A 21,975-nucleotide genomic window follows, 5' to 3' on the forward strand; every position below is an offset into this window, starting at 1 on the left:
CGCGATCCTAGCTTACGAGATACCCAAGCTGTTTCAGGATCTCACCAGCATCGTATACCGTGAACAACTAAAGCAGGGGCTGACCCATATTTAACAAAATAACAAAAATTTAGCACGTCACTGAAAATAAAATCGGCAAACAACGCTCATCAATTCTGACTATCTCCGTTGCGGGCAACCCGCTATACTTTCGCAATAAGACGAGCGCCCTGAGCGTCCATGCATCTGGACGCTTAGAACACTCTGAGAGCAAATTAAAACAGCAGTCATTTCAGGAATTTCGAATACCAACCCATCGCTTTCGCAATGCCTTGCTGAATATCAAATTTCGGCTCATACCCTAAAAGATTTTTTATCTTTCCGATATCGGCCTGAGAATGCCTAACATCTCCAGCACGAAAATCACGGTAGACAGGTGACTTATCGTAGCGTATCCCGTGCTCCGACAAGGAGTGACATAGCGCCGCGAACAACATGTTAAGGTCGGTACGCCCATTGACCGCAACATTATAAACTTGGTTGCGAGCTGCAGACTCAGTTACTGTAGCAGCCAAGAGATTGGCTTGAACTGTGTTTTCGATAAAGCAGAAATCTCGGCTTGTTTCACCATCCCCGTTGATAAAAACCTCTTGATTTTTTATCATCGAAGCGGCCCATTTAGGGATAACTGCAGCATAGGCGCCCTCGGGATCCTGACGTTTGCCAAATACATTAAAATAACGCAGACCAATGGTTTGAAACCCATAACATCTAGCAAATACTTCAGCATAGAGCTCATTAACATACTTGGTAACTGCATACGGCGATAATGGCCTACCAATGACGTCTTCCACTTTAGGCAAACCCGGGTGATCTCCGTAAGTAGAGCTACTGGCGGCATAAGTAAAACTTTTTACCTGTGCATCCCTTGCTGCCACCAACATATTGAGGAAGCCATCAATATTAATTGCATTAGTAGCGATTGGATCATTGAGGGAACGTGGCACCGACCCAAGCGCTGCCTGATGCAGTACGTAATCTACCCCTTTACAAGCCCTCCGGCAGTCATCCAATACCTTGATATCACCCTCGATGAAGCGAAAACGAGCCCATTGTTGCGCGCTGACAGAGCCTTCGACCTCATCGAGATTGCGCTGATGCCCGGTCACGAAATTGTCGAGTCCAATGACGACCTGATCCAGCCCAAGAAGTGTCTCCAATAAATTAGAGCCAATAAATCCGGCCACCCCGGTGACCAACCACGTTTTAGGCGAGGTCTTGAGTGTTTCCAGGAGCATTTCATAGCGGGACATAAATAGGCTCTTCGTTCATTGAAAATAATGGAATTTAAATTACAAACGTATATCAGACTCTTCACGACTAAGCAGATACTTTAGATCATAAAGAACGTGCTCAGACTTACCAAAATTGCGAATACGCTCAGCGCCTAGGGCTTTGAATTCGTTATGTGCAACGGCAAGAACAATACCGTCATAGAAATTAGTACCTGGCTCGGAAATAGGTGTTACTCCATATTCATGGTTGGCCTCTTCAGCGCTGACCCAAGGATCATAAATATCCACTACAATATTGTACTCTTTCAACTCATTGACAATATCTACGATCCGGGTATTACGCAGGTCCGGGCAGTTCTCCTTGAACGCCAAGCCCATGATCAGTACACGTGCACCGTCGACATGTATCCGGCGCTTAACCATTGTTTTTACCAACTGAGAAACAACATATGCACCCATTCCGTCATTGAGGCGACGACCAGCGAGAATAATTTCAGGGTGGTAGCCGATGGACTGAGCTTTGTGAGTCAAATAGTAAGGGTCGACCCCAATGCAGTGCCCACCTACCAAGCCCGGTCGAAACGGCAGGAAATTCCACTTAGTGCCCGCGGCCTGTAGGACTGACTCTGTATCAATGCCCATTTTATTAAAAATAATTGCCAATTCATTTATCAGAGCGATATTCAAGTCGCGCTGGGTATTTTCAATAACTTTTGCAGCCTCGGCAACTTTAATACTACTTGCCTTATGGGTACCAGCAATAATGATCTGGTTATAGAGGGCATCAACCAGATCAGCGATCTCTGGTGTCGAGCCAGAGGTCACTTTCTTAATTGTAGTGACACGATGTTCCTTATCTCCCGGATTAATACGCTCGGGGCTGTATCCGGCAAAAAAATCGACATTGAATTTTAATCCGGAAAATTTCTCGAGGACAGGTACACAGTCCTCCTCGGTCGCGCCGGGATACACGGTAGACTCGTAAATGACCAGGTCGCCCTTCTTCAATACCCTGCCAATACTTTCCGATGCTTTAATCAACGGGGTAAGGTCTGGCTGATTATACTCGTCAATCGGAGTAGGCACCGTGACGACGAACGTATTACAGCTAGACATTTCGTCTAGATTAAAACTAAAACTGAGCATGCTGGCCTGCTTCAACTCTTCATCGCTCACTTCCAGCGTAGAGTCGTGCCCCGCTCTAAGAGCGTGGATACGCGGCTGGTTTATGTCAAACCCTACCACCGTCCGATGCTTGCCGAATTCCACTGCGAGTGGTAGACCCACATAGCCAAGACCGATAATGGCAAGCTTTATATCTTCCAGTTTTTGCATAATCAAAGCCTAAATAATCAGAGAATCCATAATATTTACTGAATTAATCAGCATGAAGTTCTTCAAGCGCGACGCCACCACTCTCTCGGGATACAGACAGGTCTGCCCATCCAAACCGATCCCTCAGGTCATGCTTTTTGAGGCCCCCGCACCTATCTATTCTTCAGCAGCATATTCCATCAGCGAACAATCCAAGTCTATCTCCTAGCAATATCGCAGAACCATCTGTCGAGGAGAATACGTATCGATGCCGGCCCATCAGGGGAAGGTTGCTAAAGCGCCACAACCCACTGAATAGCATGAGGAATGTCGACATCGGTTGCACTCGGATTGATACTCATAAAGCCGCAAAATATAGCGTAACGCCATCACAATCCGATTACTCTCAAATAGAAGAGTTCCGCGAAAAGGAGGTAATAATACTACGCGATACAAATATAAATCAGAATTCGCGGCATCCGCCTACGCCATACATCCAAAGCAAAGAAACCATTGACCCAAGGCTCGCGAGTAAAGCGTTTTTTTCGAAACCCGGAGACGATTTGCTTCGGCATGGGAGCAACCCATGCCGAGAGGAGAGTGAGAGATTGGCCCATGGAGACCACTATCCCGACTCATCGTGCACAAGCCATGCAACGCCTCTAAAGGCAGTTAACCCACACGCCTCTGAGCAGAATTTTTTTCTTCTGCGAGCTTACTAGGACCGAGAATAGACACATGACGAGGAGCCATTCCGTTCCTGCTTGCCACTAACGTTCGAACCAGAGCAATCAAAACACCTAGAACTCCACCCAGAACCAACCCCAGCACAAGTATTAGAGCCTTCTTCGGCTTAATTGGACTTAGTGGTTCCAACGCCTGCTTATCAATCGTCACCAGTTTCAACCGACTCATATCGATATTCAGTTTACGTAGCCGAGCCTCCTCTGCACGCAGGGGCTCCACATTGATTAGAAACAGGTCTTCATTCTCACGACGATTCAAGACCTCAATCTGACGATTGGCCCGCAGCAGTTGAAGCTCTTTGGCAATTTGCGCGATACGACCTTCAGTAAAGTCATCAGACGTGCGCCGTTGCAGGGCATTTCGCTCTGCCTCCAGTGCATCTACGCCCATAAAATATAGGGGGATCTGCTGGTTATTGATTTCGGTACGCATCATGCCTGGCGTCCCAGCGCGGTTTTCATCGCCGAGCGACGAGGGAGTAGCTGGCTTTTTAATACCCAGCGACTTGGCGATGCCAATTGCCTCGTTCAGCAGTACAAGCCGATCACCACGGATGATTTTCAATTGGGCCCTGAGCGCTTTGAGCTCATCCTGCAACTGGGCACGCCGAAGCACATCAGCTTCAGTCAGAGTGGCAATTTTTGCCTCTTTATCGATCTCATAGCTTGAGCGAGCAGCTTTCAGCTTACCTTCAATCTCGTTCAGTCGGTTTTTCACGATTACGTTCAAATCAGCGCCGATCTGCTGACGCTCGGCATCAATCGCGAACTGAATAAACCCGTTCAAAATCGAGACACCATCAATTCCCTTGGGATAGTTCATCTCAAGTTTGATATAGGCACTCAGGGAGTCGGCTTTTTTAGGATCAGGCAGAACCAGATTGATCGAGTTACGATTGAACTCCTCAAAACTCTGCTCGAGAGTTCTTCCTGGACGCTCAAATGCCTTAAATAGATTTTGATGAGTCCGAAAAAAACTCAGGCGGGTGTCATACGACTCAAGAGACGCTCCGACCCTGATCAGCGCCTCTCCAGGAGGAAGACCGTAAATTTCAGATCGATTCAACGCATCCAATTCGTTGATCGCCGCAGGGCGCAAAACGCTACTGACTTGATATTCAGGAGTCACAAAAAAGGCATAAGCGGCAGCCATCGCGCCAACAAGCGCGGTGACTATGACTATGAGGACCTTTTGCTGCCATACCGCCTGAAAAAGCGCGACAAGATCAATTTCATCGGATGGTGGTACCGGAGGGGCATTAAAACTACTACTCACAACAAAAACCTGCCTTCAAAGAGAAACTGCGGGCTCGTTATGCAGACAATTCATGGTTTTTTAGAATTATAAACATCTGGCTCGCCCCCGGCGTCGCTGCTGGGATGAGCCACAAAAATTGCCTATTCTCGAGAACAGCAAACATTTTGCCATCTAATTGCCATATTACAAGTCTTGACAATCTGTAGGACTGTTCCGAAAAAGCCAAACTTCTTGAAAAATGCTACAAAAGCTTGTGCGATACCCCATGCGCACCGAGCTATCGATCAGGGCGCCAGCCTCTTCGACCGAGGAGAGCGATTCAACCTAAACGCCAAACCCACCAATGGGCCAACGATCATTCCTACAAGCAAAGCCAATGTCATGAAGATGGAAATCGGTGCCTGGGGAGCGGTCCACCCCAGGAATGACAAAGCGACGCTCTGTTGATTCTCCAGCACAAACGCCAGCACCCCACCCATGACGAGCAAAGTAATCAGCACCGACACAACGCGCTTGACCCCACGCATAAACTTCTCCTACCCAAAAACCCTCAGACGCCTTCTTCTTCGTCTTCGTTCACCCGATCGCGCAATTCCTTGCCCGGCTTGAAATGAGGCACGAACTTGCCGTCAAGGCTGACGGACTGCCCGGTTTTTGGGTTGCGACCCACACGAGGCGCACGATAGTGCAGCGAGAAGCTACCAAACCCACGAATTTCAATCCGATCGCCGGTAGCCAGACATTGGGACATCTGCTCAAGCATGGTCTTGATGGCCAGCTCCACATCCTTGGATGAGAGCAGCCCTTGATGGGTGACAATTCGTTCGATCAACTCCGACTTCGTCATATTTTTCCCTTCTTTTTCAAGCAGCTAGGAAAAGCGCTTCGAAGGTTTTAGCATGACCGGAGGAATTTGAACAGCCCATGTATTGACTTATATTCAAAGACTTGGGGTGCAACTCGAAGAGAGTTGGCATTGCGCACCACGACAGCCAGCTCTCGCTCAGTCTCACTGGAGGCACTCCAGCGCGATCGCTGCCAGATAGAGCCTATAAGCGCGAACGCGCTGCCAGCGCGACGACGGCGCTCCAGCCGCAGAACACCAAGGCGACGTTGCGCACAACACTAAATCCCAGGCACAAAAAAGGGCGACCGAAGTCGCCCTTTTTCTATGGTCTGACAGAACTTAGTTCTGCTTTTCCATTTGTGCACGCAGCAGGTCGCCCAGAGTGGTAGGACCAGCAGAAGGCTCAGAGGTAGCTGGCTTGTCGCGCAGGCTCTGGATGGCTTCTTTCTCTTCAGCATCGTCTTTCGACTTGATGGAGAGCTGGATTACGCGGCTCTTGCGGTCAACGCTGATGATCTTGGCTTCTACTTCTTCGCCTTCTTTCAGAACGTTGCGCGCGTCTTCAACGCGGTCACGGCTGATTTCGGAGGCTTTCAGAGTCGCTTCGATATCGTCGGCCAGAGTGATGATGGCGCCTTTAGCGTCAACTTCCTTCACGATGCCTTTAACGATTGCGCCTTTGTCGTTCTCTTGAACGTACTCGGAGAACGGATCGCTTTCCAGTTGCTTGATACCCAGGGAAATGCGCTCGCGCTCTGGGTCAACCGACAGGATAACGGTGTCCAGCTCGTCGCCCTTCTTGAAACGACGAACAGCTTCTTCGCCAACTTCGTTCCAGGAGATGTCGGACAGGTGAACCAGACCGTCGATGCCGCCGTCCAGACCAATGAAGATACCGAAATCGGTGATCGACTTGATGGTGCCGGAGATTTTATCGCCCTTGTTGAACTGGCCAGAGAAATCTTCCCATGGGTTAGATTTGCACTGCTTGATGCCGAGGGAGATACGACGACGCTCTTCGTCGATGTCCAGAACCATAACTTCCACTTCGTCGCCGACTTGTACGACTTTCGAAGGGTGGATGTTCTTGTTGGTCCAGTCCATTTCGGAAACGTGTACCAGGCCTTCCACGCCTTCTTCCAGCTCTGCGAAGCAGCCGTAGTCGGTCAGGTTGGTAACACGCGCGGTGACGCGAGTGCTTTCTGGGTAACGAGCCTTGATAGCGACCCATGGATCTTCGCCCAGCTGCTTCAAGCCCAGGGAAACACGGTTGCGCTCACGATCGTACTTCAGAACCTTGACATCGATCTCGTCGCCAACATTGACGATTTCCGATGGATGCTTGATACGCTTCCAAGCCATGTCGGTAATGTGCAGCAGGCCATCGACGCCACCCAGATCGACGAATGCGCCGTAATCGGTGAGGTTCTTGACGATACCTTTGACTTGTTGGCCTTCCTGCAGGGATTCCAGCAGAGCTTCACGCTCGGCGGAGTTCTCTGCTTCCAGGACGCTGCGACGGGAAACGACAACGTTGTTGCGCTTCTGGTCGAGCTTGATGACCTTGAATTCGAGTTCCTTGCCTTCCAGGTGCGTGGTGTCGCGCACAGGACGAACGTCGACCAAAGAACCTGGCAGGAACGCACGGATGCCGTTAACGTCGACAGTGAAGCCGCCCTTAACCTTACCGTTGATAACGCCCTTGACCACTTCTTCAGCTGCGAAGGCTGCTTCGAGAACAATCCAGCATTCAGCGCGCTTGGCTTTTTCACGGGACAGCTTGGTTTCACCGAAACCGTCTTCAACCGAGTCCAGAGCAACGTGAACTTCGTCACCGACATTGATAGTCAGGTCACCAGCATCGTTGTAGAACTGTTCCAGCGGGATCAGAGCTTCAGACTTCAGACCAGCGTGAACGGTTACCCAGCGAGCTTGGTAATCGATATCAACGATAACACCGGTGATGATGGAGCCTGCCTGAAGGTTCAGGGTTTTTAGGCTTTCTTCAAAGAGTTCCGCAAAGCTTTCGCTCATTTTAATTCCTGTTGATAAGGGCGAAGAATACGCCCATCTCCACACCCCAGACGGTGTGGGTCAGTTTCAATTAAAAGAAGCACCACAGGACTATGACTGGTCCCCTGCGGCCTTCTTGGTCACCCGGCGATATCGCGAATGGCGATCTCACTCAAGATGCGTTCCAGCACCTGCTCGATGGACAACTCCGTGGAATCCAGCTGTATGGCGTCAGCCGCCGGCTTGAGCGGGGCTACCGCACGCTGGGTATCACGCTCATCGCGTGCACGGATCTCATCTAGCAGACTCGACAGACTAACACCATCGACTTTGCCCTTCAACTGCAAGTAACGGCGACGGGCCCGCTCCTCGGCGCTGGCCGTGAGGAAAATCTTCAGCGGCGCCTCGGGAAAGACCACCGTGCCCATGTCGCGGCCATCGGCCACCAGACCCGGCGGTTCCTGGAAAGCCCGCTGGCGCTGCAGCAAAGCATCGCGCACCGCCGGCAATGCGGCGACCTGGGAAGCCCAGGAGCCGACCTGCTCGTTACGCAGGTCGTCGGTCACATCGTCCCCTTCCAGGATGATGCGCTGGGGATGACCTTCGGTCGCCCCGACGAACTGCACGTCAAGATGCGCAGCCAGCAGCTTCAGCGATTCTTCGTTGGTCAGATCGACGCCATGGTTGCGGGCGGCAAAGGCCAGCAAGCGGTACAGCGCCCCGGAATCCAGCAGGCACCAGCCCAGGCGCTTGGCCAGGATGCCGGCGATCGTGCCCTTGCCCGAGCCACTTGGCCCGTCGATGGTAATCACCGGTGCTTTGATATTCACAATTGAGCCTCTTGGGCAACACGGATGCCGACTTGGGCACACAGTGTAAGAAAATTCGGAAAAGACGTAGCCACGTTGGCGCAGTCATGGATACGAATCGGCGCAGCCGCTCGCAGGGAAGCCACGCTGAAGGCCATGGCAATCCGGTGATCGCCATGGGCGTGGACTTCACCACCGCCGATCACGCCACCATCGATAATAATCCCATCAGGTGTCGGTTCACACTTCACGCCCAGCGCAAGCAGACCGTCGGCCATGACCTGGATCCGGTCGGACTCCTTGACCCGCAGCTCCTCTGCCCCACGCAATACCGTCCGGCCTTCGGCGCACGCCGCAGCCACGAACAACACCGGGAACTCATCGATAGCCAGCGGGACCAGGGCTTCAGGAATCTCGATCCCCTTCAACCGCGCCGCACGAACACGCAAATCAGCGACCGGCTCACCACCCACTTCCCGTTGGTTTTCCAGGGTGATGTCAGCGCCCATCAGTCGCAGGATATCGATCACGCCGGTACGGGTCGGATTGATACCCACATGTTCAAGCAACAGCTCGGAGCCTTCGGCAATCGACGCCGCCACCAGGAAGAACGCCGAAGAGGAAATATCCCCAGGCACCTCAATATGGGTCGCGGTCAACGCATGGCCCGACTCGACCGCAGCCGTAGCGCCCGCCACTTCCACCGGATACCCAAAACCGCGCAACATCCGCTCGGTATGGTCGCGGGTCGGCGCCGGTTCGGTAATCGAGGTTTTACCCTCGGCATACAACCCGGCTAACAACAGGCAGGACTTGACCTGAGCGCTGGCCATCGGCAATGCGTAGGTCAGCCCCTTGAGTGCCTGGCCGCCACGAATGGTCAGCGGCGGGCGCCCTTCCGGCCCGGTCTCGATCACCGCACCCATTGCGCGCAATGGCTTGGCCACGCGATTCATCGGGCGCTTGGACAGCGAGGCGTCACCCGTCAACACACTGTCGAAGCGCTGGGCCGCCAGCAAACCGGACAACAACCGCATGGAGGTGCCGGAATTACCCAGATAGATCGGACCTGGCGCCGGCTTCAAGCCATGCAGGCCAACTCCGTGGATGGTGACGCGCCCATGGTGCGGGCCTTCAATCACCACGCCCATGTCGCGGAACGCCTGCAAAGTCGCCAGGGCGTCCTCCCCCTCCAGAAAACCTTCGACTTCAGTGACACCGTCCGCCAGAGAACCGAGCATGATCGAGCGATGGGAGATCGACTTATCCCCAGGCACGCGGATCTGCCCGCTCAAGCGGCCACCGGGACTGGCGAGAAACACCAGGTCATCCGCGTTTACTGCAGCATCCATATAGGCCCGACGCGCCAGAATCTTGCTGAAATGCTCCCGTGCCACCCGCGCACGGGTGAACACGCCCAACAACTGGTGCCCGTCGCCAGCATCGACCGCGTCGCGCAAGGCGTCGAGGTCGCTGCGGAACGTGTCCAGGGTGCGCAACACCGCATCGCGGTTGGCAAGGAAGATGTCGTGCCACATCACCGGATCACTACCGGCGATCCGGGTAAAGTCGCGGAAACCACCGGCGGCGTAGCGGAAAATCTCGAGGTTCTCGTTGCGCTTGGCCAGCGAATCCACCAGGCCAAATGCGAGCAAATGCGGCAGATGGCTGGTCGCTGCCAGCACTTCATCGTGGCGCTCGACCTGCATATGCTCGACATCCGCCCCCAGCTCGCGCCAGAGCCGATCCACCACGGCCAGTGCCGCAGGATCGGTTTCATCCAGTGGTGTCAGAATCACTTTATGGCGACGGAACAGCTGCGCATTGGACGCCTCCACCCCGCTCTGCTCGGACCCGGCAATCGGATGCCCGGGCACAAACCGCGCAGGCATGCCACCAAAGGCCAGCCGCGCCGCACGCACCACATTGCCCTTGGCACTGCCGACATCGGTCAGGATTGCCTGGCCCAGATCCATGCCGGCCAACAGCGCCAGCAACTTCTCCATGGCCAGGATCGGCACCGCCAGCTGAATGACATCCGCGCCCTGGCAGGCTACAGCGAGGTCAGCCTCGCAACGGTCCACCACACCCAACTCCACCGCCAACTTGCGCGATTGCGGGTCCAGGTCCACACCGACCACTTCGCCACACAGGCCGCTTTCCCGCAGGCCCTTCGCAAAGGAGCCGCCGATCAATCCCAGACCGACCACCACCAGGCGACCGATCATAGGTACAGCAGGTTGCAATGCAGTGACATCAACCACGAGCCAGAACCTTGGCCAGCGCTTCGAGGAAGCGGCTGTTTTCAGCAGGCAGACCGATGGTGATGCGCAGGTGGTTCGGCATGCCGTAATTGGCCACCGGACGCACGATCACACCCTCGCGCAGCAAGCCCTGGAACACAGGAGCCGCCACTTGGCCGAGGTCGACGCAGATGAAGTTGCCCTTGGACGGAACCCAGCCCAGGCCCAGCTCACGGAAGCCTTCCTGCAATTGCAGCATGCCGCTTTCGTTGAGGCGACGGCCTTCTTCCAGGTACTCGGTGTCCTGCACCGCAGCGCAAGCCGCCGCCAGCGCGAGGCTGTTGACGTTGAATGGCTGGCGCACACGGTTCAACACATCGGCCACCACCGCAGTGGACAAGCCGTAACCGACCCGCAGCGACGCCAGGCCATAAGCCTTGGAGAAGGTGCGCGAGACCAGCAGGTTCGGATAAGCCGCGAGGAAGTCCAGGCCGTCCGGCAAGTCGCTGCCTTCGGCGTACTCGATGTATGCCTCGTCCAGCACCACCAGTACATGCTCCGGCACGTCCTGCAGGAAGTTATCCAGCACCTCGGCGCTGAACCAGGTGCCGGTCGGGTTGTTCGGGTTGGCGATAAACACAACACGAGTATTGTCATCGATGGCCGCCAGCATGGCTGGCAGGTCATGACCCCAGTCTCTCGCAGGAATCACACGCGCCTCGGCGCCAACGGCCTGAGTGACGATCGGATAGACCGCAAATGCATGCTCGCTGAACACCGCGTTCAAGCCCGGCGCCAGATAGGCGCGGCCGACCAGCTCCAGAATATCGTTGGAGCCGTTACCCAGGGTCACCTGGTTGATATCAACGCGGCAGTTTTTCGCCAGCAGGGACTTGAGCTCAAAGCCGTTACCATCGGGATAACGGGTCAGCTCGGCCAGCGCCTCACGAATCGCGGCCAGCACCTTGGGGCTTGGGCCCATCGGGTTTTCGTTACTGGCCAGCTTTACGATCTTCGACGGATCCAGATTCAACTCACGCGCCAGCTCGTCCACAGGCTTGCCCGGAACGTAAGGCGACAGTTGTTGCACGCCCGGCTGCGCCAGGGCGAGGAAGTTGCCACTCATGTTAAAGCCTCACAAAACCGCTTTCGGGTAAGAGCCCAGCACCTTGAGTGCCACGGCTTCCTGACTGATTTTCTCGAGCACACCCTTGACCAGTGGGTCGCGGTGATGGCCGACGAAGTCGATAAAGAACACATAAGTCCATTTACCGCTGCGCGAAGGACGAGTCTCGATTCGCGTCAGGTCAATCCCGTTGTCGTGGAACGGCACCAGCAGCTCATGCAGCGCGCCGGGCTTGTTGCTCATGGAGACGATGATCGATGTCTTGTCGTCGCCGGTCGGCGGCACTTCCTGGCTGCCGATCATCAGGAAGCGCGTGGAGTTATCCGGGCGATCCTCGATTTTCTCGGCCAGGCGCGTCAACCCATACAGGCCGGCAGCCATGTCGCCGGCAATCGCCGCCGAGTTCCACTCACCCTTGACCCGCTTCGCCGCTTCGGCGTTGCTGGACACCGCCACGCGCTCCACATTCGGGTAGTGCGCGTCCAGCCACTTGCGGCACTGGGCCAGGGACTGGGCGTGGGAGTAGATGCGGCTGATGCTGTCGGTCTTGGTGTTTTCGCCCACCAGCAAGTGGTGGTGAATACGCAACTCGACTTCGCCGCAGATCACCATGTCGTGCTCAAGGAAGCTGTCGAGGGTGTGGTTGACGGCACCTTCGGTGGAGTTTTCCACCGGCACCACGCCAAAATTCACCGCCCCGGCGGCCACTTCACGGAACACTTCGTCGATCGCAGCCATCGGCTTGCTGATCACCGCGTGACCGAAGTGCTTCATGGCCGCGGCTTGAGTGAAGGTGCCTTCCGGGCCCAGGTAAGCCACTTTCAGCGGCTGCTCCAGTGCCAGGCACGAAGACATGATTTCACGGAACAACCGCGCCATCTCTTCGTTGCCCAACGGGCCCTTGTTGCGTTCCATCACGCGCTTGAGCACCTGGGCTTCACGCTCCGGACGGTAGAATACCGGCACTTCGCCTTCAGCCAGGGAAGCCATCTTCACCCGTGCTACTTCCTGGGCGCACCGCGCGCGCTCACTGATCAGCTCCAGGACTTTCTCGTCCAGGCTGTCAATGCGTACGCGCAGGGCCTTGAGTTCTTGCTCAGACATTAGCCGTGTTCCTTTTCGAACTCTGCCATGTAAGCCACCAGCGCCTTGACGGCGTGGATATCGACAGCGTTATAGATGGAGGCGCGCATGCCACCTACCGAACGGTGGCCCTTGAGGTTCAACAGGCCGCGCTCGTCGGCGCCGGCGAGGAATGGCTTGTCCAGGCGGTCATCCGCCAGGCGGAACGGCACGTTCATCCACGAACGGTCGGTCAGGTTGATCGGGTTGCTGTACAGGCCGCTGGCGTCGATGAAGTCGTACAGGGTACGTTTCTTCTCTTCGTTGAGCTTGCCCATGGCAGCCACGCCGCCCTGCTCTTTCAGCCATTCGAACACCAGGCCCGACAGGTACCAGGCAAAGGCCGGCGGGGTGTTGTACATCGAGCCATTATCGGCCGCGACCTTGTAGTTGAGCATGGTCGGGCACAGCGAACGCGCACGACCCAACAGGTCTTCACGGACGATGTTGACCAGGATGCCGCTCGGACCGATGTTCTTCTGTGCACCGGCGTAGATCATGCCGTACTTGGACACATCGATCGGGCGCGAGAGGATGTCCGAGGACATGTCGCAGACCAGCGGGACATCACCCACTTCCGGCACCCAATCGAACTCCAGGCCGCCGATGGTTTCGTTCGCCACGTAGTGAACGTAGGCCGCGTCTTTCGACAGTTTCCACTCGTTCTGACCGGGGATGGCGAAGTAGTCGTAGGGCTTGGCCGTGCCTGCCACATTGACGTGACCGTAACGGGAGGCCTCTTCAATGGCCTTCTGCCCCCAGATACCGGTGTCGATATAGTCCGCAGTGCCGTCTTCCGGCAGCAGGTTCAGCGGGATCTGGGCGAACTGCTGGCTCGCACCACCCTGCAGGAACAGCACTTTGTAATCGGACGGGATGTCCAGCAAGTCGCGCATATCCTGCTCGGCCTTGGTGGCAATGGACACGAACTCATCGCTGCGATGGCTCATTTCCATCACGGAGAGGCCTTTTCCATGCCAGTCGAGGAGTTCACCCTGCGCGCGCTGCAGGACTGCTTCAGGAAGCGCCGCGGGACCGGCACAGAAGTTATAGGCTCTCTTGCTCACATCCAATCTCTCTGATCTGGTGGGACTGCAATCAACATCCCGCAACGCGGAACCCTGTAGGAGCTGGCTTGCCAGCGATGCAAACGACTCGGCGCTTCACTTGAATCGAGTTGATGCCATCGCCGGCAAGCCGGCTCCTACAAGAGCGGCGCGGCGTCGTATTTCAAACGGGACAAACAACAAGGGGGCGAATCTTCATCCGCCCCCTGTGTGTCCGCTTATTCCTGCGGTTCTTCTTCGTCTGCGGCAGCGTCGAGTGTTGGCTCGTCGACGCCGTCATCGGCATCGCCGATCACTTGCCCCTCGAGTGCAATCCCCTCTTCACCTTCCAGCTCCTCGCCTTCGACTTCCGATGGCTCCTGGACACGCTCCAGGCCTACCAACGTTTCGTCGCTGGCCAGCTTGATCAAGGTCACGCCCTGGGTGTTACGCCCCAGGCTCGACACTTCATCAACCCGGGTACGTACCAGAGTGCCCTGGTCGGAAATCAGCATGATTTCCTCACCATCCAGCACCTGGACCGCGCCGACCAGGCGGCCGTTGCGATCGTTGCTGACCATGGCGATAACGCCCTGGCCGCCACGCTTGTACTCGGGGAACTCGCTGATGGCCGTACGCTTGCCGTAGCCGCGGGCCGATGCAGTCAGGATCTCGCTGCCTTCTTCCGGGATCAGCATCGAAATCAGCTTCTGCCCTTCCGGCAGGCGCATGCCGCGCACACCGCGGGCGGTACGGCCCATGGCACGAACGTCGGATTCCTTGAAGCGCGTGACCTTGCCGCCGTCGGAGAACAGCATGACTTCACGCTCGCCGTCGGTGATGGCCGCGCTGATCAATACGTCGCCTTCGTCCAGTTCGAGGGCGATCAGGCCCACGCTGCGTTGACGGCTGAAGGATTCCAGCGGGGTCTTCTTCACGGTGCCTTTCGCAGTGGCCATGAAGATGAAGTGACCTTCGGTGTACTCGTCTACCGGCAGCATGGTGGTGATGTATTCATCACTGTCCAGCGGCAGCAGGTTGACCAGCGGACGACCACGGGCAGCGCGGGACGCTTCCGGGATTTCGTAGGTTTTCAGCCAGTACACCTTGCCCTTGCTGGAGAACAGCAGCAGCGTGGTGTGGCTGTTGGCAACCAGCAGGTGAGCGATGTAGTCCTCATCCTTGACGCCGGTAGCCGATTTGCCTTTACCGCCACGACGCTGGGCCTGGTACGCCGCCAGAGGCTGGGTCTTGGCATAGCCACCGTGGGAAATGGTCACGACGCGATCCTCTTCCGGGATCATGTCACCCAGGGTCAGGTCGAGACGGGCGTCGAGAATCTCGGTGCGGCGCACATCGCCGTATTCGGCGCGGATCACTTCCAGTTCTTCGCGGATCACTTCCATCAGGCGCACGGCGCTGTTGAGGATGCGGATCAGCTCGCCGATCTGGTTGAGGATCTCCTGGTACTCGGCCAGCAGTTTCTCGTGTTCCAGGCCGGTCAGACGGTGCAGACGCAGTTCCAGAATGGCCTGGGCCTGTTCCGGGGACAGGAAATACTTGCCGTCGCGCAGGCCGTATTGTGGGTCCAGGGTCTCCGGACGGCACGAATCTGCACCGGCACGTTCCACCATCGCTACTACGGCGCTGGATTCCCACGGCATCTTGATCAGCGCTTCCTTGGCTTCCGACGGCGTCGGCGAAGCCTTGATCAGGGCGATGACCGGGTCGATGTTCGACAGCGCAACAGCCTGGCCTTCCAGGATGTGGCCGCGTTCACGGGCCTTGCGCAGTTCGAATACGGTACGGCGGGTTACCACTTCGCGGCGGTGACGCACGAAGGCTTCCAGCAGATCCTTGAGGTTCAGGATGCGCGGGCGGCCGTCGATCAGCGCTACCACGTTGATACCGAATACGCTTTGCAGCTGGGTCTGGGCGTAGAGGTTGTTGAGGATCACCTCAGGCACTTCGCCACGACGCAGCTCGATCACCACGCGCATACCGTCCTTGTCAGACTCGTCGCGCAGCTCGGTGATGCCTTCCAGCTTCTTCTCTTTAACCAGCTCGGCGATCTTCTCGATCAGACGCGCCTTGTTCAACTGGTAAGGGAGTTCGGTGATGACGATCTGCTGGCGGCCACCGACTTTGTCGATGTCTTCGATGATCGAGCGGGCACGCATGTAAATGCGGCCGCGACCGGTACGGTAGGCTTCGATGATGCCGGCGCGACCGTTGATGATCGCGGCGGTCGGGAAGTCCGGACCCGGGATGTACTGCATCAGCTCATCGACGGTCAGCTCGGGGTTGTCGATGAGGGCCAGGCAACCGTCGATGACTTCACCGAGGTTGTGTGGCGGGATGTTGGTGGCCATGCCCACGGCGATACCGCTGGAGCCGTTGACCAACAGGTTGGGAATACGGGTCGGCATGACCGCCGGGATCATTTCGGTGCCGTCGTAGTTCGGCACCCAGTCCACGGTTTCCTTGTGCAGGTCAGCCAGCAGCTCGTGCGCCAGCTTGGTCATGCGCACTTCGGTGTATCGCATGGCCGCAGCGTTGTCGCCGTCGACCGAACCGAAGTTGCCCTGGCCGTCTACCAGCAGGTAGCGCAGGGAAAACGGCTGGGCCATCCGAACGATGGTGTCGTACACCGCAGTGTCGCCGTGAGGGTGATACTTACCGATCACGTCACCGACAACACGGGCAGATTTCTTGTACGGCTTGTTCCAGTCGTTACCCAGCTCGCTCATCGCGAACAGCACACGCCTGTGCACGGGCTTCAAGCCATCGCGCGCATCAGGCAGTGCCCGACCGACAATTACGCTCATCGCGTAGTCGAGGTAGGACTGTTTCAGCTCGTCTTCGATATTGACCGGGAGGATTTCTTTGGCCAGTTCGCCCATGAGAAGCCTGATTCCTTTTTCGGGTGAAACCTCGTCACATCCTATGGGACGAACGAAGCTCGCCGCTGCTGGCATGATGCCTGGCAACGACTTACGACAAATCAACGAGTTATGACACGGATCTGCGCATTAAAGGTTACCCCGTGGGGTGACCCTGGAAACCGCCGGATGTTATCACAATCGCCGCCACGCACCTATCCCCCTGATGCGCATGGAGCATAGTAAGTTGACGGATGACAGGCTTGACGGCGACGAGAGGGCCTTAGAGCTGGATCCAAGGGGATTTTTGCGGGCAAATTGCCTCAATGCAGGCGTTTACGACACATCAGTTGCGCCAACTTCGCCGTGTCGGGGCGTTCGACGATGCCTTTTTCAGTGACGATCACATCAATCAGGTCCGCCGGCGTCACGTCGAACACCGGGTTGAAGGCGTCTACATCAGCGGCTACGCGGGTGCCGCCGACTTCCAGCAGTTCACGGGCGTCGCGCTCTTCAAGCGGCACGTCATCACCGCTGGCCGCCATCAGGTCGATGGTTGAGCTGGGCGCCACCACCATGAAACGCACGCCGTGATGCATGGCGCACACCGCCAGCTGATAGGTGCCGATCTTGCTGACCACATCGCCATTGGCCGCAATGCAGTCGGCACCGACGATCACCCAGGTCACGCCTTTGGTCTTGAGGATATGCGCACCCGCCGAATCGGCATTCACGGTGACCGGAATGCCTTCATTGGCCAATTCCCAGGCCGTCAGCCGCGAGCCTTGCAGCCAGGGCCGGGTTTCGTTGGCGTAGACGCGCTCCACCATGCCTTCCAGGAACGCTCCGCGAATCACCCCGAGCGCGGTACCGACGCCGCCGGTAGCCAACGCACCCGCATTGCCATGGGTCAGGATCGCCTGGACATTGCCCTGGTGCTTGCGGATCAGCTCTACACCCAGCTGCGCCATGGTCAGGTTGGCTTCACGATCACTTTGGTGAATCGCCACCGCCTCGGCCTCCAGCACCTTCAACGGATCGGCGTGTTTCTTGAGGCGATCGAGGCAATCGCGCATGCGCTTCATGGCCCAGAAAAGATTCGACGCGGTCGGGCGGGTATCCGCCAGCAGCGCGTAGTCCTCTTCCCAGGCGGCCTGCCAGTCATCGCCCTCGGCGATGTGGGCACGAGCGGCCAGCACCAGGCCATACGCCGCACTGATGCCAATGGCCGGCGCACCCCGCACCACCATTGTGCGAATGGCCTCGGCCACCTCGGCAGCACTGGTGCAGGCGACCCAGGTTTCTGCAGACGGCAAAATACGCTGATCGAGCAGGTACAGTGCGCCATCACGCCAGTCGATGGCCTTCACTTTCTCCGCAGCCAACAGTCGATCGCGCATCCCTCACCCCGCACTCATGAACAAAAGCCGCCGATTATAGCGATCCGCCAGCCAGGACGCTCGGGTATACTTCGCCGTTCTTTATAGATGCCTGGGAAACTGCCCTCGATGACACCGACTGCCGCCCCGCTCGACTTATTGCTGCTGCCCACCTGGCTGGTACCTGTCGAGCCTGCCGGCGTAGTGCTCAAGGAGCACGCCCTGGGCATTCGTGACGGGTGCATTGCGTTTATCGGCCCACGCGCCGCGGCCTTGAAGCTCGCAGCGAGCGAAGTGCGTGAACTGCCGGGCATGCTGCTCAGCCCCGGCCTGATCAACGCCCACGGCCACGCGGCCATGACGCTGTTTCGCGGCCTGGCCGACGACCTGCCGCTGATGACCTGGCTGGAAAACCACATCTGGCCCGCCGAGGCCAAGTGGGTCGACGAAGCCTTCGTCCGCGACGGCACTGACCTGGCCATCGCCGAGCAGATCAAGGGCGGCATCACGTGTTTCTCGGACATGTACTTCTTCCCGAAAGTCGCCAGCGAACGCGTGCACAACAGCGGCATGCGTGCGCAAATCGCCATCCCGATCCTGGATTTCCCGATTCCCGGCGCTGCTGACGCCGACGAGGCGATTCGCCAGGGCGTCGAGCTGTTCGGCGACCTCAAGCATCACCCACGGATCAAAATCACCTTCGGCCCGCACGCGCCGTACACCGTCTGCGATGAAAACCTGGAAAAAATCCGGGTGATCGCCGAGGAACTGGACGCCTCGATCCACATGCACGTGCATGAAACCGCCTTCGAAGTGCAGCAGTCCGTTGAACAGCGTGGTGAACGCCCGCTGGCACGGCTTGGCCGCCTGGGTTTGCTGGGGCCGCGCTTCCAGGCCGTTCACATGACCCAAATCAGCGATGACGACCTGACTTTGCTGGTAGAAAGTAACACCAGCGTGATCCATTGCCCGGAATCCAACCTGAAACTGGCCAGCGGCTTCTGCCCGGTGGAACGCCTGTGGCAAGCCGGCGTCAATGTGGCAGTAGGCACCGACGGCGCGGCCAGTAACAATGACCTCGACCTGCTGGGCGAAACCCGCACCGCCGCGCTGCTGGCCAAGGCCGTCGCCGGCTCGGCCACCGCCCTGGATGCCCACCGCGCCCTGCGCATGGCCACCCTCAACGGCGCCCGGGCCATGGGCCTGGAAAGTCAAATCGGCTCGCTGGAAGTCGGCAAGGCCGCTGACATCGTGGCCTTCGACCTGTCGGGCCTGGCGCAACAACCGATCTACGATCCGGTCTCACAGCTTATATATGCCACCGGACGCGATTGTGTGAAACACCTTTGGGTCGGCGGCAAGCAATTGCTCGACGACCGGCAACTGACCCGCCTGGATGAACAACAGTTGTGCGCCACGGCCATCGCCTGGGGCCAGCGCATCAGCGGACACAGCGAATAACACCCGCCCTGGCAACGCATGCCAGGGCCGGCAAAACGTTTTATCAGATTTAGAGGATTCCCCATGAGCAACGTCGACCACGCTGAAATCGCCAAATTCGAAGCCCTCGCCCATCGCTGGTGGGACCGCGAAAGCGAGTTCAAACCCCTGCACGACATCAACCCGCTGCGGGTCAACTGGATTGACGAGCGCGTCAACCTGGCCGGCAAGAAGGTACTGGATGTGGGTTGCGGCGGCGGGATCCTCAGTGAATCCATGGCTCAGCGCGGCGCCACCGTGATGGGTATCGACATGGGCGAAGCGCCATTGGCCGTGGCCCAGTTGCACCAACTGGAGTCCGGCGTGAACGTCGAATACCGGCAGATCACCGCCGAAGAGCTGGCCGAAGAGATGCCCGGGCAGTTCGACGTGGTCACTTGCCTGGAAATGCTCGAGCACGTGCCGGACCCGTCCTCGGTGATCCGCGCCTGCTTCCGCATGGTCAAGCCCGGTGGCCAGGTGTTCTTCTCCACCATCAACCGCAATCCGAAGGCGTACCTGTTCGCGATCATCGGTGCCGAATACATCATGAAGCTGCTGCCCCGCGGCACCCATGACTTCAAGAAATTCATCCGCCCTTCCGAGCTGGGCGCCTGGAGCCGTCAGGCCGGGCTGACCGTCAAGGACATCATCGGCTTGACCTACAACCCGCTGACCAAGCACTACAAGCTGGCCAGCGACGTTGACGTCAACTACATGATCCAGACCCTGCGCGAGGAGTAAGCCTGTGAAGTTGCGAGCGGTTCTTTTCGACATGGACGGTACCCTGCTGGACACCGCGCCAGACTTTATCGCCATCTGCCAGGCCATGCGCGCTGACCGCGGCCTGGCACCGATCAACGACCAGCACATCCGCGATGAAATCTCCGGCGGCGCCCGGGCGATGGTCGCCGTGACCTTTTCCATGGACCCCGAGTCCCCGGGCTTTGAAGAGCTGCGCCAGGAATTCCTCGAGCGTTACCTCAAGGGCTGCGCGATCCACAGCAAGCTGTTCGAGGGCATGGAGGAGCTGCTGGTGGATATCGAGAAATCCAGGCTGATCTGGGGCGTGGTCACCAACAAGCCACTGCGCTTTGCCGAACCGATCATGCAGCAGCTGGGCCTGGCCGAGCGCTCGGCGCTGCTGATCTGCCCGGACCACGTGAAGAACAGCAAGCCGGACCCGGAACCGTTGATCCTGGCGTGCAAGATGCTCGACCTGGACCCGGCCAGCGTGCTGTTCGTGGGGGATGACCTGCGGGACATCGAGTCGGGCCGCGACGCCGGCACTCGTACCGCGGCGGTCACCTACGGCTATATCCACCCGGACGACAACCCGCGCAACTGGGGTGCCGATGTGGTGGTGGATCACCCGCTGGAATTGCGCAAAGTGCTGGACAGCGCGCTGTGCAGCTGCTGATCGGGACTGCCTGAGGTTGCTGCAATTTTGTGGAGAGGGAGCTTGCTCCCGTTCGACTGCGCAGCAGTCGCGAAAAGCTGGGGCTGCTTCGCAACCCAACGGGAGCAAGCTCCCTCGCCACAGAAGCCTTGGCCAGCCTTAGCCGCAATCAATCACATGGATTTTCTGTGAACTTTGTCGAGGTTGTTTATGTTTGATTACTCCGCACGTCCAGAACTGCTCAAGGGCCGGGTCATCCTGGTCACCGGCGCCGGTCGCGGGATTGGCGCAGCGGCGGCCAAAACCTATGCGGCCCACGGCGCCACCGTGCTGCTGCTGGGCAAGACCGAAGCCAACCTGGCTCAGGTCTACGACGAAATCGAAGCCGCCGGCCAGCCGCAGCCGGTGGTGATCCCGTTCAACCTGGAGACCGCCCTGCCCCATCAATACGATGAGCTGGCAGCGATGATCGAAAAGGAGTTCGGCCACCTCGACGGTTTGCTGCACAACGCCTCGATCATCGGCCCGCGCACACCGATCGAGCAGTTGTCCGGCGAGAACTTCATGCGGGTGATGCATGTGAACGTCAACGCGATGTTCATGCTGACCAGCACGCTGTTGCCGCTGCTCAAGCTGTCCCAGGATGCGTCGGTGGTGTTCACCTCAAGCAGCGTGGGCCGCAAGGGCCGGGCTTATTGGGGGGCTTACGGGGTGTCGAAGTTTGCCACCGAAGGGCTGATGCAAACCCTGGCGGACGAGCTGGACAACGTCGCACCGGTGCGCGCCAACAGCATCAACCCAGGCGCCACCCGCACCAGCATGCGGGCCCAGGCGTATCCAGGGGAGAACCCGACCGATAACCCGACACCGGAGGAAATCATGCCGGTGTACCTGTACCTGATGGGGCCGGACAGTACCGGCATCAATGGGCAGGCGTTTGACGCGCAATAACTATCTGGAACACAGTACAACCTAATGTGGGAGCGGGCTTGCTCGCGAAGGCGGAGTGTCAGTCAACAGAGATATCGACTGATCCAC

General features: G+C 57.6%; 17 protein-coding genes. 4 read left to right on the forward strand and 13 right to left on the reverse strand.

Translation table 11 applies throughout. The features are described 5' to 3' along the window. Positions 1–266: 266 nt before the first annotated feature. The 13 genes from ACW9I6_RS03070 to mtnA form a co-directional block, all read right to left on the reverse strand. Positions 267–1,292, reverse strand: a complete 1,026-nt coding sequence (locus ACW9I6_RS03070) for an NAD-dependent epimerase/dehydratase family protein (protein WP_457338875.1) — start codon at positions 1,290–1,292, stop codon at positions 267–269. Between the two features lie 39 nt (positions 1,293–1,331). Continuing rightward, positions 1,332–2,609 (reverse strand): Vi polysaccharide biosynthesis UDP-N-acetylglucosamine C-6 dehydrogenase TviB, encoded by a 1,278-nt coding sequence (gene tviB / locus ACW9I6_RS03075; RefSeq protein WP_457338876.1) that lies wholly within the window; start codon positions 2,607–2,609, stop codon positions 1,332–1,334. Positions 2,610–3,260: 651 nt separating this feature from the next. Then, a complete protein-coding gene (locus ACW9I6_RS03080; protein ID WP_457338877.1) occupies positions 3,261–4,610 on the reverse strand; it encodes a Wzz/FepE/Etk N-terminal domain-containing protein in 1,350 nt (449 codons plus the stop codon). A 266-nt stretch (positions 4,611–4,876) separates the two neighbouring features. Further along, on the reverse strand, positions 4,877–5,119 hold the full coding sequence (locus tag ACW9I6_RS03085) for a lipopolysaccharide assembly protein LapA domain-containing protein (protein ID WP_457338878.1): 243 nt from the start codon (positions 5,117–5,119) through the stop codon (positions 4,877–4,879). 23 nt (positions 5,120–5,142) lie between these two features. Continuing rightward, positions 5,143–5,439 (reverse strand): integration host factor subunit beta, encoded by a 297-nt coding sequence (gene ihfB / locus ACW9I6_RS03090; protein ID WP_003218804.1) that lies wholly within the window; start codon positions 5,437–5,439, stop codon positions 5,143–5,145. Between the two features lie 339 nt (positions 5,440–5,778). Beyond that, complete coding sequence (rpsA, locus tag ACW9I6_RS03095) at positions 5,779–7,473, reverse strand: 30S ribosomal protein S1 (protein WP_003218806.1); 1,695 nt, start codon at positions 7,471–7,473, stop codon at positions 5,779–5,781. A gap of 119 nt (positions 7,474–7,592) precedes the next feature. Next, positions 7,593–8,282 carry a (d)CMP kinase gene (gene cmk, locus ACW9I6_RS03100; protein ID WP_003172653.1) on the reverse strand — a complete coding sequence of 230 codons (690 nt, stop codon included), beginning with the start codon at positions 8,280–8,282 and terminating at the stop codon, positions 7,593–7,595. Beyond that, positions 8,279–10,489, reverse strand: a complete 2,211-nt coding sequence (locus ACW9I6_RS03105; RefSeq protein WP_457338879.1) for a bifunctional prephenate dehydrogenase/3-phosphoshikimate 1-carboxyvinyltransferase — start codon at positions 10,487–10,489, stop codon at positions 8,279–8,281. The genes cmk and ACW9I6_RS03105 overlap by 4 nt, the downstream gene beginning before the upstream one ends. A gap of 28 nt (positions 10,490–10,517) precedes the next feature. Next, the gene (gene hisC, locus ACW9I6_RS03110) at positions 10,518–11,630 is read right to left on the reverse strand and encodes a histidinol-phosphate transaminase (RefSeq protein WP_457338880.1); all 1,113 of its coding nucleotides are present in this window, start codon (positions 11,628–11,630) and stop codon (positions 10,518–10,520) included. Positions 11,631–11,639: 9 nt separating this feature from the next. Continuing rightward, entirely contained in the window at positions 11,640–12,734 is a 1,095-nt protein-coding gene (gene pheA / locus ACW9I6_RS03115; protein ID WP_003218812.1) for a prephenate dehydratase, read from the reverse strand. Further along, positions 12,734–13,819 (reverse strand): 3-phosphoserine/phosphohydroxythreonine transaminase, encoded by a 1,086-nt coding sequence (gene serC / locus ACW9I6_RS03120; protein WP_003218814.1) that lies wholly within the window; start codon positions 13,817–13,819, stop codon positions 12,734–12,736. Before serC ends, pheA begins: the two co-directional genes overlap by 1 nt. Positions 13,820–14,037: 218 nt before the next feature. Then, positions 14,038–16,701: a DNA gyrase subunit A gene (gyrA, locus tag ACW9I6_RS03125; RefSeq protein ID WP_003218817.1), complete on the reverse strand. Its 2,664-nt coding sequence runs from the start codon at positions 16,699–16,701 to the stop codon at positions 14,038–14,040. Positions 16,702–17,003: 302 nt separating this feature from the next. Next, positions 17,004–18,080, reverse strand: coding sequence for an S-methyl-5-thioribose-1-phosphate isomerase (mtnA, locus tag ACW9I6_RS03130; RefSeq protein WP_003218821.1), 1,077 nt, complete (start codon positions 18,078–18,080; stop codon positions 17,004–17,006). Between the two features lie 108 nt (positions 18,081–18,188). Between mtnA and ACW9I6_RS03135 the strand changes: the two genes are divergently transcribed. The 4 genes from ACW9I6_RS03135 (at position 18,189) to ACW9I6_RS03150 (ending at position 21,888) form a co-directional block, all read left to right on the forward strand. Continuing rightward, on the forward strand, positions 18,189–19,520 hold the full coding sequence (locus ACW9I6_RS03135) for a TRZ/ATZ family hydrolase (protein WP_003218823.1): 1,332 nt from the start codon (positions 18,189–18,191) through the stop codon (positions 19,518–19,520). 63 nt (positions 19,521–19,583) lie between these two features. Continuing rightward, positions 19,584–20,282: a bifunctional 2-polyprenyl-6-hydroxyphenol methylase/3-demethylubiquinol 3-O-methyltransferase UbiG gene (gene ubiG, locus ACW9I6_RS03140; protein WP_003218825.1), complete on the forward strand. Its 699-nt coding sequence runs from the start codon at positions 19,584–19,586 to the stop codon at positions 20,280–20,282. Between the two features lie 4 nt (positions 20,283–20,286). After that, entirely contained in the window at positions 20,287–20,958 is a 672-nt protein-coding gene (gene mupP / locus ACW9I6_RS03145; RefSeq protein WP_003218827.1) for an N-acetylmuramic acid 6-phosphate phosphatase MupP, read from the forward strand. Positions 20,959–21,147: 189 nt separating this feature from the next. Beyond that, positions 21,148–21,888, forward strand: coding sequence for a YciK family oxidoreductase (locus ACW9I6_RS03150; protein WP_003218829.1), 741 nt, complete (start codon positions 21,148–21,150; stop codon positions 21,886–21,888). The last annotated feature ends 87 nt before the right edge of the window (positions 21,889–21,975 follow it).

The sequence above is a fragment of the Pseudomonas sp. SDO5522_S412 genome, assembly GCF_054071215.1.